Consider the following 16,754-nt stretch of genomic DNA (forward strand, 5'->3'; position numbering starts at 1 on the left):
TAAATGTTACTCTTTAAATTTAAAAATTTTAATTTACTTTTTTAGGGGATGCCATAATACACTTTTTGAGATTGCTTTATTTTGTGACCAAAATATTTTTAGCGCCCTTAAATGCCACATTAGCCTTTTCAAAATCAACTGTATTTGTTTTTATTTTTACCTGAATAGGGTTTAACTCATTCCCCTCATATGACAAAAAATTGGAACGCTTCAATTTATAAAATTGCGGTTTATCAATAGTTATTAATCCCTTAGGAACGTTAGCGCCAATGTTTGATTGACCCAATTTAAAACTCATTCCAAGTTCTCCATAAATGGCATTAAATTTACTGACCTTTATGTTAACCTCATTATGGCTTATTGTCCCTGCCAGATTATTAAGTGCAAACAAGAAACCATGCGTTGCATTATTAAATGAAGTAATGCCATTAAAATTTAAATTTTTTATGACATCAGTATTGGCATCAGGCTCTATATCCACTCCTGCCATGGGGGAAGTTCCGTGGGAATTGGCAACTACTAAATTATTTACCCACAAATTTTCTGCAGTAATAATAGACATCCCATTTCTTCTATTGTCATCCAGCAATGTATTAGTAATTGTAATGTTCACATTATTTGAACTTTTCTCGGTAATCCCCAGATAAATTCCATCACCCCAGCAATACTTTGCTACAGAATTAAACAATTTTACGTTTTTGGATCCTCTTATGGATATTCCCATACCCCACTCCCATTTTGTTCCTATATGCTTGTATCTATCCCCTTCGACATTGGCATTGTATAGGGTAACGTTTTCAACATCATGAATCCTAAGCATCTCATAATCACCTTTATCATTGGGCACTAATTTAATTTTAGAATTTTTATTGAAAACAATTATGGAATTAGAGGAAATAGTTAAGCCTTTGGCATTAATTAATACTGGAAAGTCAGGAAACAGAACCTTCCTATGATTATCTAGACTATTTTGAACATAAGCGGTATAATCTACAGAGCCATCTTTGACAAAGTTCTTGGGAAGTCCATCCTGAATTTTATAAACATTTTTAGTATCGTAAAAATAGTTCTTTGAACGAGCAGAAAATTGGGAAACGAATTTCGCAGGAATTTTAATATAAACCCAATCCACCATATTTATTTTATAAAAACTAAGGCACAAAACTGAAATGACAAGCACACCTATCGCTATTTTCTTTTTCGAATTTATTAAATGTCCCATAATGATTCCTAATTTTTAAATATTAACAATATTAATTCTTTTATCCGCAGCGGTATTCCATTTCTTAAAATTAAAATTATTTTTTTTAGCCTATTCACTTCATCGTCAGTAATAGAAGAATAAATTCCAAGCAGCTCATTTTCAGGATACTTATTCCCATAAATTGACAACATAAGAACTCTATCCTTGGCTAAATAAAATTTTTGGTTCCAATCGAGATTCCTGATAACTTTTTTCACAATTGAGTGGCTTCCTACCAAATTTTTGTCATGTTGCCGATACAACATCGAAGGCTTGTCTATATAAACCCTGATTCCCTTTATCTCGGAAACAATATGCAAATAACGATCATGCAAATACAAATTTTTCGGAAAGGGCAAGGATTCCTCTTTTAACTTACTGTTAATCATCGCTGAAGAACCTTGTACGTAAAAATGAAACAAACTGTTTTTCAATCCATAATTAAAAGCTTTTGAACCCATAAATCGTTTCAAAATTTTTAATTTTTGATTTGCAACAAAGCAATCCGAATGAATCAACATTGGAATATTTTGATTTATTTCTAAAGCTTTTTTTAAAAACATTGCTACTTTATCCGGAAACCAAACGTCGTCCTGATCTGAGAACATGATAAACGGCGCTTCGGAAACATTTAATAAATATTCTATGGATTTAACCAATCCAAGGTTAGGTCCGTTCTCTTTTATTATAAAAACTCTTGAATCGTTATCAGCATATTTTTCAATAAGTGCAATGGTTTGATCCTGACTTTGGTCATCTCTTATAATTAATCTTATATTGGAGTGTGTTTGACTCAAAATAGAATCAATTTGGGCCTCTATGTAATCAGCTCCATTATAAGTAGGCAATAAAATATCAACTCTATGCATTATTAATCATATTTACATAACGATTACCCCAAACTTGATATGAATAATCTGACTCTATTCTATTTCTGCCTGATTTACCAAATCGCTCCCTCAGAGATTCATTCAAAATAAGTTCTTCCAGTTTAGTGTACCAATCGTTTTCATTGTAAACTATTAACCCATTAACTCCGTTTTTAACTATTTCTTCATTTGCAGGTGTCCGTGAAGCTACAACTGGAAGACCACAGGCCATATATTGAATCAACTTAAAACCACATTTCCCTTTTTCCCACAACGTATCTCTCAAAGGCATAATACCGATGTCGGACGAAAGCAATTCTTTTGCTTCGGTTTGAGCACTCCAATCTACAATTTCCACATCGACACCCTCGATAGCTATTGCAGCCCCAATTACCTTCAATTTTATAGCATATTTTTTAGCTAAACATTGCAAAGCAGGAACCACTATTTGCAGGTATTTTACAGTTGTAGGAGAACCAATCCAAACTATAGTAACCACTTTGGTTAGGTAATTTTGTTTCACATTTGGATAATCTTCCAAATTAATAACAGTAGGCAAAAATATTAAATTATTGCTTTTAAATTCTTCAAAATACCAATGATTACCAACCGTTACAAACTTAGCCCCACTAACTAATTTGTCAATCTTATTTTTTAAAAAAAAACGTTTATTTTTATTTTCTTTATACTGTGTTGCAATATAATCATCAAAATCTAATGCATACAATTTCGATTTTAGAAAAAAAGATTCTATAAAATAGGGCAGATTAGGGAATAGTTCTTTTTCTATTATAATCAAATTATACTGTTTCGAATTAAATAATAAAAAAACAATTCTTCTTAAAACCGAAAAAACGCTTTGAATTAAAGTTTTTATCTTTTTTTTATTATACAAATCCAAAACATAATCACTATCTAGTAAAGGCTTGAAATAGTATTGTATCTCCTTTTTATCAAAATATGGTTTATAATTATACGTTCTATATCTTGACGAGGCTCCATCACTGTTATATTTTGTTAAGAATAAAATTTTCATAAATTTTCAAAATTAAAAAGTCCCGCTAAAGAATCAAATAAATAATTGCTGGTATATGTCTTGTTTATTACTTCAAAATATTGAAACTTATTAACCATTAAAAACTGGATGTAATAAATAATGATCGTGCTGGTTAAAAAAATAATGGCAAGTAATTTTGCTGACAATATTTTTTTTTCATGGATTAATGAACATATAATAATCGAAAAATAAATTGAAGCTATAATTAGACCATTTTGGGTAATTCTCGAGAAATCACGAATAAAATATTGAAATAAAATTATATAATTGAAAAACTGGACGAGTTCAATAAATAACGGGACATTTTTAGCATATTTTGTTGGTACCGTTTCTTCAGTATATTTATTATGATAGTGCCATAGTATTATATTATTAAGAATAAAAAAAGGAATAAATAGCGCCAATGTCCCCATAAAAGTCCCTAATCCTTCGGCATCAGGATTAAAATAGGTTGAATATTTTGGATTTAATAAAATTAATAATGGCTCCAGTATATTTTTTGGCACGAGCAACAACAAACAAGTACCTGAGATAATAATGATGTTTGATTTAAATTGGCTTTTAAAAAATTTGAATTTTCTTATTATTAAAAAGATTACTATAATCATTAATGACAAATGACATAGAATTGCAATAAGCAACAGGAAATAAAACAACCATTTTTTGGATTTAAAAAATTGAAGTGAAAACATAAAAAAGGCAAAACCCAAAAAAAACCGAACCTGGGTAATATCTGGAAAGAAAGGGATGAAAAAAAAATTCAAAAAAACAAATATGGGAAACGGACTGTATTTGAATATAGAATATATAAATAAAGAAAATGTCAAAAATGAGAAAACCAATTGGTATCCTTTAAAGGACAATCCTATATTTTTGCATAAAGTCATAAAATAAAATATAAATGGCTCAATATTTAATTTAATATACTCCTGATCGATATCCTCATAATGTATTTTATATGCATCCAGATCTGGCGAAAATGAATTAAAACCCAACAAAATAAAAAATAAAACACCTGTTACAAAAGTAAGCAGGATTCTAAATAAATATTTCTTATTGAGATAGAATTCAAAGTATGACAAAAAAAACAAAATAAAACTAATAATAAAATACATTTACTTTTTTTAATTAATATTTAAAAAACCTGCTTTAATAACTCCTTCCAGTAAAACTTATATTTTTCATTATTTATTTTTCTTTTAATCTCTAATAATCTAGATTTCTCAAAATTATCTATAAATACATTCCAATCATCGAAAGGAACGAAAAAAGCCACGCCACTCTCTTCAAAAACATTTTTTAATTCCAATAATGGAGTCGACAAAAATGGAATTCCTGCTGTGATATAAAAAGACGCCTTAGTAGGATAACAAATATTATAATAAAATCTTGATTCATCATAAGGTATTATCCCAACATCACATTTAGAAGTTAAGTAATGAGCATAATCTTCATCAAACTTACCTAAATAGAATATGTTATTTGAAACATTGTAATCATCAAGCCATTCACCCCATTCGCCTATAAGAATTAAAATTTCTTTTCTATTGCTAAACTTTGAAATTAAAGCCTCTATTTGCCTGCCTTTATTTAAACCTCCCGCATAAATAAACTTAGTTTCAGATGAACTGAAACAATAATGCATCGCCTCTGAATTTGAAAAATCTTTTACTTCATTTGAGCCATTGATTATTACCTCATAGTTTACTTTAAATTTATCTTTAATATATTTACCCATTTCATGAGAAGCAAATACATATTTTACATTCTTCAAAGTATATAATTTATCTTGAAAAACTTTATAGGTTTCTTGAACAAACAGTTCTAAATCTATGGCTTGCTCATAAGGTAAATCGTTAACTTCAATAGTGACATCATTCCGATTGGCCATATGCTGAATCAATATAAAAACAAGTTTTCTTACCCATGTGTATTTTATAATTGGAATGGGAAACAAAACTATCAGGGTTCCTTGATGAATGAAAATTTGATTGTTCTTTGAGAACAACATAAACCCCAAAACTTTCAGTCCATAAAATAATCTAAGTAACGGATTGGAATCATAAACAGTCATTAATAAAGCATTTTTATCAAGAAATGCTTGCATAAAAGCTTTATTTCTTGACTGACCTCCATCGTTAAGATTTCTTACTGTGTGTCCGATGTAATATTTTTTATCCATTTAATAAAATCATCTAAATTATTTATTACTTCCAAACATTTTTTAAAAACTTCTAATTGAGTTTTTACTTCATTTAAAATAGGACTGCATTTGATTGCCCTTAGCCCATTCGTTCGATGATAATTGCAATGTAAGTTTTCATTCTTCTCAGAGACAGAACCTAAAATTTTTTTTAAATGATTTTCAAAATATTTTGATTTTGGAAAACTTTACCTTCTTTAAAGCTAAAATATTTAGTCATTTTTTTTTTGTAAAACATAAGATAGAGCATGCAAATTTTTTTTATTGAATATTTAAATTAACTAACCTTTTCTTTCGTTATCCTTCTAAAATTTAAAAAACAGAAGTTAAATATCTTTGCGCACTTAACTTATATATTTTTTAAATTTTTAATCTGTAACATTACGTTGTTAAATTTGAAATTATCTTTTTCAAACAAAAACAGACCCTTTTTTCTTAAAACAACATAAAATGAAAAACAAATTAATAGCTCTGTAAAAAGATAACTTATGGTTGTTCCTATGTAACTGAAATAATGACACAATAATAAATTTAATGCTATACTAAAGCAAGCTGCAATACTGGTAATTTTTAAAAACAAATTATCCATGTTTAAATTAAGCATTGTTTGAATACCCATCAAATTGCTCATTGCAGAAATCAAAGGAAGAAAACTTAAAATCTGGACAGTAATTATTGAGCCTTCAAAACTTTTGCCATATATTAAAAAAATAACAAAAGGAGCTAATATTAAAATTCCAAGACAAACTGCAGCAGTAAAATAAAAAATTATAGGTGCAATTTTTCTTAATTTGATTATACCATTTTCTTGACTTTCTGAAAAAGCCCTACCAATATATGGATACAATGATGATGAAAGTGGGATATTAACAACTCCCTGTACAATCATTATAAAACTGACAGCAGTCGTATAATAACCTATGGTTTTAGCTTCTGAAAAAAGTCCTAAAACAATTATATTTGTTGTTGTATAAAGCGAAAAAACTATGGAAGAAAAGAAAACCAACCTAACCTCATTTAAAATATTTAAAGAATGCTTTATAGAATAAAAACTAAATTTAATTTTAATAACAAAAAGTACATATAAAATAGAAATTAAACTAATCAAAAAATTACTAAAAACACCTATGCCGGCATATAACAATAAATCATCCTTTTTTGTCACAAAAAGAAAAATTAAACTTGTATTTATAATACCTTTTAGTATAGTCACTAGACTTAAAATAGGTAATTTTTGTAAACCCTGGAATACATATTGGGGAGTCAAAAGAACCGAAATGACATTTAAAAACAATATACTGGAAAGCATTAGATTTCCTTTTAAAAGAGGTAAGACACCAATACAAATCATAAAAGCTGCCATTGATATAATAAACAATAATATTCTGGCGCTAGTGACTTCAGAAAAAACTTTAGAACGCATCTCTAAATTGTCGGGATCAACTGCAATCTTTCTTGTCGCCGTAAAATCAAAACCATAACTTATTAGCAGAATAAAATAACTAACGAATGCTGTAATATAATTTATTTCGCCAAAACCTTCAGGACCTATTATTCTTGAAACATAAGGTATGGTTATTAACGGAAAAATATAGTTGACTACTTGAACAAGACCTAAAGAGGTAATATTCTTTAGAAGAGTTTTATTTTTAGAAGGCGCCATTTATTTTTATTAAATTCATTAGTAAGAAATTATTCTAAAATTTTCTTTGTATTTTATATTTAATTTTAAGAAAATAATTCCTAATAGCTGGAATAACATACTGTTTATTATTTTGGTGATGATTTCCTATAGTTAGAAAATTAACTCTATAATTTAACGAATTTTTAGTTATATTATTAAAAATACTTTTATTTCTTGAGGCGTTCTCGTTTATATATTTTTCTTTTTGTTCATCAACAGAAACTTGTTTGACATAATGGTTTTGATGAATGACTTTAATAGTGTCTAAAAACTGGATATGCATTCGCTTTTGTTGAACCCTGAATACAAATTCATCATCATCGTAGCCATGACCTAAAGCGTACCTTGGATCAAAACCCCCTAAATCCACCAAATCACTGGTCATCATTGCGGTGCAAAAATGATAAGAACTAGGACGATACCTAGAATGATTATACCATCCTAAACCACCATCCGTTTGTACAATATGTGCATTATTTTCAATTAGTGATGCTACATGATCCCTTTCAAAAAATAATAGGTCATCATCAGTATTTTTTTTATCCAAGGAATAACATCCGAAACTTAAATATTCGTTTGCATTTAGATGGGTATCGACATATTGCAGTATATTATCAAAGTGATAACATTCTGGATTTTGAAGAATTATTTTATCTCCTTTTGCGGCTTCAAAACCTCTATTAAATGGAATACAAGGATTGCTATACCACTTGTCTGATTTTTCTAAACGAATAATTCTTAAAAATGGATAAATTTGTTGCAAATCTTCCAAACGCTCTTCTTCCTCACTGCCGTCATCAACAACTATAAATTCAAAATCAATCGTACCATAATTCGAATTCATACTGTCTAAAGTACGGATCAATAACTTTCTGCGATTAAAATATGCAGTCACTACAGAAATCATAATAAAATTTTATAAATAATGAGAATAAACGCCCGAATGTTTTAAAATCCAGTCCCTTTGACTTTCCAGCATTTCCTGATAATTAGGTACTTGATATTCAAAATCAGTTCGAATACTCACTAGACTTTTATCAACGTGGTAATTCCCGTTAGGTTCAATTGTCATTTTACCATTTCTGTAAATAGAATTAAACAGAGAAATCAAATTATATTTATCAATCTTGGCAGAGGGTGCTACTTGAATTAATCCACTGACGTTTTGGCGAATAATTTCCAGCACCACTTTTGCTAATTCTAAAGTAGTTAAGCCTGACCAAAAAGCATTGGTAAACCCATTTAGTCGCACCTCATCAGATTGAGACATAAACCAATGAAATAAACCTATCCCATTTTGATTCAATTCTGGCCCAATAATAGAAGTGCGAATCGTTACATCTTTAGTATTTGTTAATTCTCCTAATGCTTTAGACTTTGCATAGAAACCAATTCCATTTTTGATGTCATTTTCAGTATATCCGCCTTCTTTACCCGAAAAAACACAATCGGTACTAATGTGAATTACTTTAGTCTGTGTTTCTTTTGTAATTTCTTCTAAATAATGAGGGAAATAACTATTAAACCAAATGGCTTTTGAGGGATAATCTTCCGCATCTTTATTTAAAATTCCAATACAATTAACCACATAATCAAATTGATTTTCTATGAAAAGAGAACGTAATTGTGCTGTGTCTGAAACATCTATATTAAATAATTGCGGACTGGCTTCAATATTCCTGGCTAAACCATAAACATCATATAATTTACTTTCATCAAAATAATTGTAAAGCATGTGACCTGCCATACCTTTAACACCTATTACTAATATTTTTTTCATTTGATAAACTATTTATCCCAAATTACTTTATTAATAATTGAAGTGTAACTCTGAATCGCTTTAATCACACGAGCAGAAGTGTTAGTCACTTCATATTCCTTTGGCAATTTGATATTTACATCAAATAAACCTCTTGCAATTTCAATAGCGTTCAATACTTGATCTGTCGATATTCCTCCTAAAACAATGGTACCCGCATCAATTGCCTCGGGTCTTTCTGTACTTGTTCGAATACTGACAGCCGGGAATCCCATCATCGCTGATTCTTCACTAATTGTTCCACTATCCGAAAGCACAACAAAAGCATTTTTTTGCAACTGAACGTAATCAAAAAAGCCTAAAGGTGGTACATTGGAAATCAACGGATGAAATTTAATTTTATTTTTTTCTATCCGATTCTTCGTTCGGGGATGTGTAGAAAAAATGACAGGCAGCTGATATTTTTCAGCTACTTGATTTAAAGATTCCGCTAATATTTCAAAATGATTATCCAAATCAATATTTTCCTCACGATGTGCACTCACTACAATATAGTGTTGATCTTTTAAATCCAACCGGGAAACAACGTCACTATTTAAAATCTGATCGTTATATTTTAGCAATACTTCTTTTAAAGGTGACCCCGTAACAAAAACATGGTCTTTTCGGAAACCTTCACTTAATAAATAACGACGACTATTCTCGGTATAAGTCAAATTAATATCACTGATATGATCCGAAATCTTACGATTAATTTCTTCAGGTACATTTTGGTCAAAACAACGGTTACCTGCTTCCATATGGAAAATCGGAATTTTCAACCGTTTAGCGGCAATGGTACTCAACACGCTGTTAGTATCTCCTAAAACTAATAAAGCATCGGGCAGTTCTTTTGATAAAATTTCATACGATTTTGAAATTACGTTTCCAATCGTTTCTCCTAAATGATTTCCCGCAACATTCAAAAAATAATCCGGTTTTCTCAAACCTAAATCTTCAAAAAAGATTTCGTTTAATTCGTAATCGTAATTTTGGCCCGTATGAATTAAAACATGCTCAAAATAGATATCACATTTTTTGATACATTCAGCTAAACGTATAATTTCAGGGCGCGTCCCTAAAATTGTTGCTACTTTTAATTTCTTCATATTTATTTCCATTGCGTTGGATTAAATTTATAATTATCCGCTACTTCTCCCATCTTATAATTGGAAAAAACCAGCAATTTAGAATCCGTTTCTAAAGCTTGGATAGAAGAAGCATAACCCGCCTCAACAAGTAAGGCATCTAGTGTTTTAGAGTCAAGTTCAAACGACCTTACTTCTAGACCACCAGAAGGACATTCAAAATTATCAATTTTCACTAATTTGATTAAAAATTTGCCTTTAACGGCAATAAACCATCTTTTTTCAATTTGATGGCCTTGCCATGCTCTTTGTATTGATAAATCCGCATTCTCGATAAAATAAATGCGTTTTACCTCAGATAGATCCAGTTCATTATTAAATGATAATGTGCCTCTTTCATCTGCAAAAGTATTTCCAATTATTGTAGTAAGCATTTTTATTTAGTCTTGAAATAGGTCAAGTTTTTTTAATAGCACTTTTACCCCTTCAACATCTTCTCGTTTTGTGTTATGCGAATTGTAATCTTCAATTTCAGGTTGAATCTCTTTTCCTTCGGAGAAATATTTAGCATAATTTAAATCACGGTTGTCAGAAGGGATACGATAAAAATCACCCATATCTTCTGCCTTCATCATTTCTTCACGCGTACATAAAGTTTCATAGAGTTTTTCCCCGTGTCTGGTTCCGATAACTTTAATTTCGTTTTTTACATTTTTTAATTGACAAACTGCCTCCGCTAAATCACCTATTGTAGCAGCAGGTGCTTTATTAACGAATAAATCACCCGGATTACCGTGTTCAAAGGCAAATAAAACCAATTCTACAGCCTCTTCTAACGACATTAAAAAACGGGTCATATGAGGATCTGTAACAGTTAATACTTCCCCTTTTTCGATTTGAGATAAAAATAACGGAATAACCGAACCACGAGAAGCCATTACATTTCCGTAACGTGTTAAACAAACAGTAGTATCTGTTAAATTACGCGCTTCTGCTATGGCTACTTTTTCCATCATGGCTTTAGAAATCCCCATAGCGTTGATTGGATAAGCTGCTTTATCAGTTGACAAACAGATTACCTTGTTAACCTTATTAGAAGCCGCTGCACGAATAACATTTTGCGTCCCTTCTACATTGGTTTTTACGGCTTGCATGGGGAAAAATTCACAAGATGGCACTTGTTTTAATGCTGCTGCATGGAATACATAATCAACATCGTGCATCGCATATTGTATACTGTTGTAATCTCTTACATCGCCAATAAAATATTTAATTTTATCATTTTTATAAAAATTACGCATGTCATCTTGCTTTTTTTCATCACGTGAAAAAATACGTATTTCTTTAAAATGGCTGGTATGTAAAAAACGGTTTAAAACAGCACTACCAAATGAGCCTGTACCACCTGTGATTAATAAAATTTTATCTTTAAACATTATATAATGATTATTTTATCTATTTATTATAATTTGTTACAATCTTCCGTCAACTTGTTCTCCCAAAACTCCCTTTACATCATAAACCACATTTACTTCTTTTTGGAGTTTTGTCATATCCAAACCTCTGAATTCTTTATGTGCTACTCCCAAAACAATAGCGTCAAATTGTTGATTTGATAATGTTCGCGTACTTGAGATATTGTATCCATACTTTACTTCTTCTGGGTTTGCCCAAGGATCATAAATGATAACGGCAATTCCATAATCAGCTAAAGCGGCAACTACATCTACTATTTTTGTATTACGCACATCAGGACAGTTTTCTTTAAACGTAATTCCGAGCATCAGTAGATTCGCTCCATTAATGGTGATTCCTTTTTTTATCATCAGCTTTACCACTTGCGAGGCTACATATTCCCCCATACTGTCATTTAAACGTCTTCCTGCTAAAATTATTTCAGGATGATATCCTAATTCTTGCGCTTTTTGAGCCAAATAATATGGATCTACTCCTATGCAATGCCCCCCAACCAATCCTGGTTTGAAAGGTAAAAAATTCCATTTAGTTCCAGCTGCTTCTAAAACAGCATGGGTATCGATATCCATTAAATTAAATATTTTTGCCAACTCATTCACAAAAGCAATATTGATATCGCGTTGTGAGTTTTCGATTACCTTGGCTGCTTCAGCCACCTTAATACAAGGTGCTAAATGCGTTCCTGCTGTAATGACGCTTTTATATAATTCATCTACAATAATCCCAATTTCGGGAGTAGAACCTGAAGTCACTTTTAATATTTTTTCTACGGTATGTTCTTTATCTCCTGGATTGATTCTTTCAGGTGAATACCCTGCAAAAAAGTCCACATTAAATTGTAACCCTGAAACTCTTTCCAAAACGGGGACACATTCTTCTTCTGTAACACCAGGGTATACTGTTGATTCATATACTACTATATCCCCTTTTTTCAAAACCTTTCCCACTGTTTCACTTGCTTTGTATAGCGGTGTTAAGTTAGGGCGATTATTTTTGTCCACGGGTGTCGGGACTGTAACTATAAAAATATTACATTCTTTTAAAATTTTTATATCATTAGTACAATAAAGACCCGTTTTATCCGAAAATTGATTAACCAAAACAGCCTGTAAAACATCGTTTTCTACTTCAAGAGTGCTATCATGACCTGCATTTAAAGCCGCAATTCTATCTTTATTAATATCAAATCCAATTACAGAATATTTTGTAGCAAATAATCTTGCTAAAGGAAGTCCTACATAACCAAGACCAATAATGGCGATTTTCTTCATATTTAATTTTATTCCAGAAATTTTAGTGCCTAAATAAATTCCTTTTAAAGTGAATTCTTTTTAAGGAAAATTTTATTTTAAATTATTATAATACCAAGTAACAGCCTCTTTTAGACCATCTTGAATAGAATATTGTGGTTTGTAACCTAATAGCCGTTCTGCCTTAGCTATACTAGCCAAAGAATGAGGAATATCCCCCGCCCTGTTAGGACCATATATAATTTCAACACTCCCTATTTTAACATCAAAAGCCGATAAGTTTTCTTTCAACAAACCGACTAATTCTGTTAAAGTAGTTCTATCTCCAAAAGCAGTATTATAAACCGTATTAATAGCTTCTGAATTTTGGGTTGTCATGGCCAATTCACACATCTGAATTACATTATCAATATAAGTAAAATCTCTAGAATAATTGCCATCACCATTGATCAATGGACTTTCGTAATTCATAAATTGCATTACAAATTTTGGTATTACGGCAGCATAAGCTCCATTTGGATCTTGTTTTCTTCCAAAAACATTAAAATAACGTAAACCAATTGTTTCTAAACCATAAGTCTTACTGAAAATTTCAGCATACAATTCGTTAACATATTTGGTTATCGCATAAGGGGAAAGTGGTTTCCCTATTACCTCCTCTATTTTTGGTAAGCCAACAGAATCTCCATAAGTTGAAGAGCTTGCCGCATATACAAATCGTTTTACTTTTGCGTCACGTGAAGCTGTAAGCATATTTAAAAAACCAGAAACATTCACATCATTGGTTGTTATTGGATCATTTATGGACCGTGGCACAGATCCTAATGCCGCTTGATGTAAAACATAATCAACCCCTTCTATGGCTTTCTGACAATCAGATAAATTACGTATATCTCCTTCTATCAATGTAAAATTAGAGTTTTCTAAGCAAGCTGTTATGTTATGCCTGTGTCCACTGGCGAAATTATCCAGGCAAACTACCTTATATCCCTTGCTCAAAAAATGCTCACATAAATTAGATCCAATAAATCCGGCTCCTCCGGTAATCAATATTTTCATGAATTATAAATTTTTAACTATTCTTCTTAAAATTAAACCCAAAACCATCAAAAACCCCGCTAAAAATCCACCCAAAAGAATGCCTTTGGCTTTCCCGAATCCTTCTTTCGCCAAAGGCAAAATAGGTCAGTCTATGATTTGAATCAATGGTGTTTCCTTACGCAAGGCCACTTTGACTAGTTCAGATTGTTTGACCAATTCCGTCAGTATGCCGCTCCACTACCGTTTGTGCCAGTTGGTTCTTTTCTGGTCAATCCAGCGTGGGATCCGTTTGCAAACCTACGATTAAATAATCACAATGCCGCTTGGCTTCTTCCAGCATTTTTACATGTCCAGCGTGAAAAAGGTCGAAAGCGCTAAAAGTTATTCCTGTTTTAAGATTATTTTGGTTCATTGTATTCTGTTATTAGTTGTCGGTTGTCCGTTCTCAGTTCTCAGTTTTTGTCTCTACAGCTATCGGGATCGGCTACTTTAACTGATCTAAAAAAGGAGCTATTGGTAGCTGCAACTTGGAGAAAGCAAACCATTTTTTTCCTAAGTCCTTTAATGACGCTCCTATATGATAAACGGTTGTTTCATCAATGATTAGGAATCGGTCGTGTGATTTTTTAAACAATTTTATACTTATGGGCGGATATTGTTGGTTGTGCTTATCTAAATCCAATTGCAAAGCTGCATCTATTTTATTGGTATATATCGTTGTTTTTATTTTAGGGGCTCTTTTTGAAAGTAGTACTAACATACTTTCATCACAATAATTATCTACCAGAATAATAGATTTTTTGGCCGATTTAATAATCTTGGCTATAAGTTCATAAGCGTCAAATATTTGTCCATCATAAAACACACCTTCGCTTGGAGGTAGTGTGGTTCTTAGCAATAAGTCAAATTGATTGTTCTTCTCTTCTAGTTGGGTTACTTTTTGCTCCAAAATCTCCATTCGGTTGTGCAACGCATACCCTTTTAACAAATAACTTTTTAAAATAGTATTGGCCCAGATTGCTTCGCCCGTTCGCTTCGCTCGGGTCTGAATTCTACCCCCCGTGTTGATTTTACCCGGTAACCAATAGAGAGTATCATATCAAGATTATAGTGCTCCATCTGATACACTTTACCATCTGTTGCAGTTGTCGCAAATTTTGCGACAACTGAAATACCTTTTAACTCTTCCTTACAGGCATTATTTATATGTTTCCCAATAGTTTTAATATCTCTATCAAACAACAAGGAAAGTTGTTGCCTATTCAACCATACTGATTCATCTTTAATCCGAACTCTATAGGAGTGGGTAGATGATTGGGCTGGTATAAAATAATTTCGTTGGTATTCATTTATATTTTGATGTGGTCTCTCTACTCTTGGAATTTAACAAACCTCGGTTCTCGACTGCGCTCGAACGGACAACTGTCAACAGATAACGGATAACAGATAACCGAACACTGTCATTGCGAGGACGAAGGACGAAGCAATGGGTTCTCGATTAACCGATAATCGATAACTCTCTTTTAATTTTCAAATTTAAATTATAATTTCCCAATAACCACTTTTTTTGCTGCCCATTCGCTTCAGAATAGTATTATTCTTTAAAAAATCAATATCTCTTTTAATTGTTTTATCACTAACAGCACATGCTGCCGCCAACTCTTCTGCGGTAATAAATTTATTGGCATGTATTAGTTTTAATAATAGTTCCATCCTTTCATTTAAAGGGACATTTAAAGGGACATTTAAAGGGACATTTAAAAGGACATTTAAAGGGACATTTGCGTCTTTAAGGGCAAATATGGTAACCATAAATCCCTCGGAGATATTTCTAAATTCAGGACTTGGGAGTTGGGCTTCTTTAAAATACTCCACAATCCTGCGGATTCCTGAACCATATTTTTCTATGAGTCCAATACTTTTACAAAAATCAGCAATGAGTTTATTCCTTGGTGTTGATTTATAGTTATTCGAAAGCAAGTTTTCAACCGAAATACTATCGGGCAATCTGCCTGGATTGTAGAATTCAATATAGGTGTCAAATATTTTAACGATAGAGTCGGAAGAGGAACGATAATCGCGGTGGACAATCATATTGGTGATAATTTCCCTGATTGCTTCCAACGGGTATTGCCATTTTTGAATATTTCGGGCTTGTGCCGTAATGATCACTTCTTTGTTGATGTGTTTTTTCACAAAGTCCATAACTTGATCAACTTGAGATAATATATCCGATTTTGTGCGCGCACTGTCTTTTATAATGGTTTCGGTTTGAAACCGTCCCAATTCAATGGTGGTAAAAACAGTATCCCTTTCGGTGAATAACAAATAAGCGGCATTGGTTATTTGGTCCCCTCGCAACAAATCATTTTTTAGTAGAAATGTTAAAGGATCATCGTTAATCCTAGCGTTTGTTTGGTTGAAAATATCAATAGCTGACTGAACTTTTGAAAGCGAAATAGCATCGATTTTGAATTGGTTATTGGCATGAAAATCCCAACTTGTATTAAACGATTGCAAGTGCAGGTTAACTACTTCTGTTATACTCAGCAAATGGTTTGAGTTCGCAGTTCGCTTAAAATACTTGCCTCGTGTTGCAACTGGTTTTATGGGGTATTCCTGAATGGCAAAAACAACTACTTTTTTATTTTCGATTTCTGAAACAACCACATCAGGTATCAATGTAGGCGATGTTTTGTTTTTAATTTCGTTAATCCAATTTTGCACTGTTTCTGCATGGATCACGACTCCGCACAATTCATTCTTTTGATTGACACCAACCACAACCTTTCCTCCGCCTGTATTGGCAAAAGCAACCAGTGTTTCAATAAGCTCGGTATTAAAATTACTTTTAAACTCGAGGTTTTCTCCTTCCCCATGTTTAATTAATTTTTCCAAGGAAAGGTGATTGTTCATCCTATGCATTAGTAATAAATTGCAGATTTAGTCAAAAGTTTATATTTATAGTTGGGTAGGCTGCGAGTTCCTTAGTCTTAACTTCCTGACTCCTCATTAATTTTATAATAGCCCCCAGTTTTTGGTGCG

General features: G+C 31.8%; 17 protein-coding genes and 1 pseudogene. 1 reads left to right on the forward strand and 17 read right to left on the reverse strand.

All coding sequences use genetic code 11. The annotated features are described in order from the left end of the window. Positions 1–76 precede the first annotated feature (76 nt). From B2145_RS13820 to B2145_RS13875, 13 genes are all read right to left on the reverse strand, one after another. A complete protein-coding gene (locus B2145_RS13820; protein WP_291103357.1) occupies positions 77–1,222 on the reverse strand; it encodes a right-handed parallel beta-helix repeat-containing protein in 1,146 nt (381 codons plus the stop codon). Positions 1,223–1,230: 8 nt separating this feature from the next. Further along, positions 1,231–2,112, reverse strand: coding sequence for a glycosyltransferase family 2 protein (locus tag B2145_RS13825; protein ID WP_291103360.1), 882 nt, complete (start codon positions 2,110–2,112; stop codon positions 1,231–1,233). Beyond that, positions 2,105–3,148 (reverse strand): glycosyltransferase family 4 protein, encoded by a 1,044-nt coding sequence (locus B2145_RS13830; RefSeq protein ID WP_291103363.1) that lies wholly within the window; start codon positions 3,146–3,148, stop codon positions 2,105–2,107. Before B2145_RS13830 ends, B2145_RS13825 begins: the two co-directional genes overlap by 8 nt. After that, entirely contained in the window at positions 3,145–4,284 is a 1,140-nt protein-coding gene (locus B2145_RS17740; protein WP_414654619.1) for an EpsG family protein, read from the reverse strand. Before B2145_RS17740 ends, B2145_RS13830 begins: the two co-directional genes overlap by 4 nt. 20 nt (positions 4,285–4,304) lie before the next feature. Then, the gene (locus tag B2145_RS13835) at positions 4,305–5,351 is read right to left on the reverse strand and encodes a hypothetical protein (RefSeq protein WP_291103366.1); all 1,047 of its coding nucleotides are present in this window, start codon (positions 5,349–5,351) and stop codon (positions 4,305–4,307) included. Between the two features lie 370 nt (positions 5,352–5,721). Further along, entirely contained in the window at positions 5,722–7,035 is a 1,314-nt protein-coding gene (locus tag B2145_RS13840; RefSeq protein ID WP_291103369.1) for a flippase, read from the reverse strand. A gap of 34 nt (positions 7,036–7,069) precedes the next feature. After that, positions 7,070–7,963, reverse strand: a complete 894-nt coding sequence (locus B2145_RS13845) for a glycosyltransferase family 2 protein (RefSeq protein WP_291103372.1) — start codon at positions 7,961–7,963, stop codon at positions 7,070–7,072. Between the two features lie 9 nt (positions 7,964–7,972). Next, positions 7,973–8,836, reverse strand: a complete 864-nt coding sequence (locus B2145_RS13850) for a dTDP-4-dehydrorhamnose reductase family protein (protein ID WP_291103374.1) — start codon at positions 8,834–8,836, stop codon at positions 7,973–7,975. Positions 8,837–8,844: 8 nt separating this feature from the next. Continuing rightward, the gene (gene wecB / locus B2145_RS13855) at positions 8,845–9,963 is read right to left on the reverse strand and encodes a non-hydrolyzing UDP-N-acetylglucosamine 2-epimerase (RefSeq protein WP_291103378.1); all 1,119 of its coding nucleotides are present in this window, start codon (positions 9,961–9,963) and stop codon (positions 8,845–8,847) included. A gap of 2 nt (positions 9,964–9,965) precedes the next feature. Beyond that, entirely contained in the window at positions 9,966–10,376 is a 411-nt protein-coding gene (locus tag B2145_RS13860; protein WP_291103380.1) for a WxcM-like domain-containing protein, read from the reverse strand. Between the two features lie 6 nt (positions 10,377–10,382). Next, positions 10,383–11,378 carry a polysaccharide biosynthesis protein gene (locus tag B2145_RS13865; RefSeq protein WP_291103381.1) on the reverse strand — a complete coding sequence of 332 codons (996 nt, stop codon included), beginning with the start codon at positions 11,376–11,378 and terminating at the stop codon, positions 10,383–10,385. A gap of 36 nt (positions 11,379–11,414) precedes the next feature. After that, positions 11,415–12,689 carry a nucleotide sugar dehydrogenase gene (locus B2145_RS13870; protein WP_291103383.1) on the reverse strand — a complete coding sequence of 425 codons (1,275 nt, stop codon included), beginning with the start codon at positions 12,687–12,689 and terminating at the stop codon, positions 11,415–11,417. Between the two features lie 72 nt (positions 12,690–12,761). Continuing rightward, the gene (locus tag B2145_RS13875; RefSeq protein ID WP_291103386.1) at positions 12,762–13,727 is read right to left on the reverse strand and encodes an SDR family oxidoreductase; all 966 of its coding nucleotides are present in this window, start codon (positions 13,725–13,727) and stop codon (positions 12,762–12,764) included. Between B2145_RS13875 and B2145_RS13880 the strand changes: the two genes are divergently transcribed. Beyond that, a complete protein-coding gene (locus B2145_RS13880; RefSeq protein WP_291103387.1) occupies positions 13,726–13,869 on the forward strand; it encodes a hypothetical protein in 144 nt (47 codons plus the stop codon). The genes B2145_RS13875 and B2145_RS13880 overlap by 2 nt on opposite strands. Positions 13,870–13,980: 111 nt before the next feature. Here the strand turns inward: B2145_RS13880 and B2145_RS13885 are convergent. The 4 genes and pseudogenes from B2145_RS13885 to B2145_RS13900 all read right to left on the reverse strand — a co-directional run. Continuing rightward, positions 13,981–14,121, reverse strand: a pseudogene (locus tag B2145_RS13885) (adenylyltransferase/cytidyltransferase family protein); the annotation flags it as partial. Positions 14,122–14,193: 72 nt separating this feature from the next. Further along, a complete protein-coding gene (locus tag B2145_RS13890) occupies positions 14,194–14,697 on the reverse strand; it encodes a hypothetical protein (protein ID WP_291103389.1) in 504 nt (167 codons plus the stop codon). Between the two features lie 8 nt (positions 14,698–14,705). After that, positions 14,706–14,975 (reverse strand): RhuM family protein, encoded by a 270-nt coding sequence (gene rhuM, locus B2145_RS13895; protein ID WP_291103391.1) that lies wholly within the window; start codon positions 14,973–14,975, stop codon positions 14,706–14,708. Positions 14,976–15,245: 270 nt separating this feature from the next. Beyond that, positions 15,246–16,625, reverse strand: a complete 1,380-nt coding sequence (locus B2145_RS13900; RefSeq protein ID WP_291103393.1) for an ATP-binding protein — start codon at positions 16,623–16,625, stop codon at positions 15,246–15,248. Between the last annotated feature and the right edge of the window lie 129 nt (positions 16,626–16,754).

This window comes from Flavobacterium sp. UBA5153 (assembly GCA_002413745.1).
In the GTDB taxonomy this organism is placed as follows: Bacteria; Bacteroidota; Bacteroidia; order Flavobacteriales; family Flavobacteriaceae; genus Flavobacterium.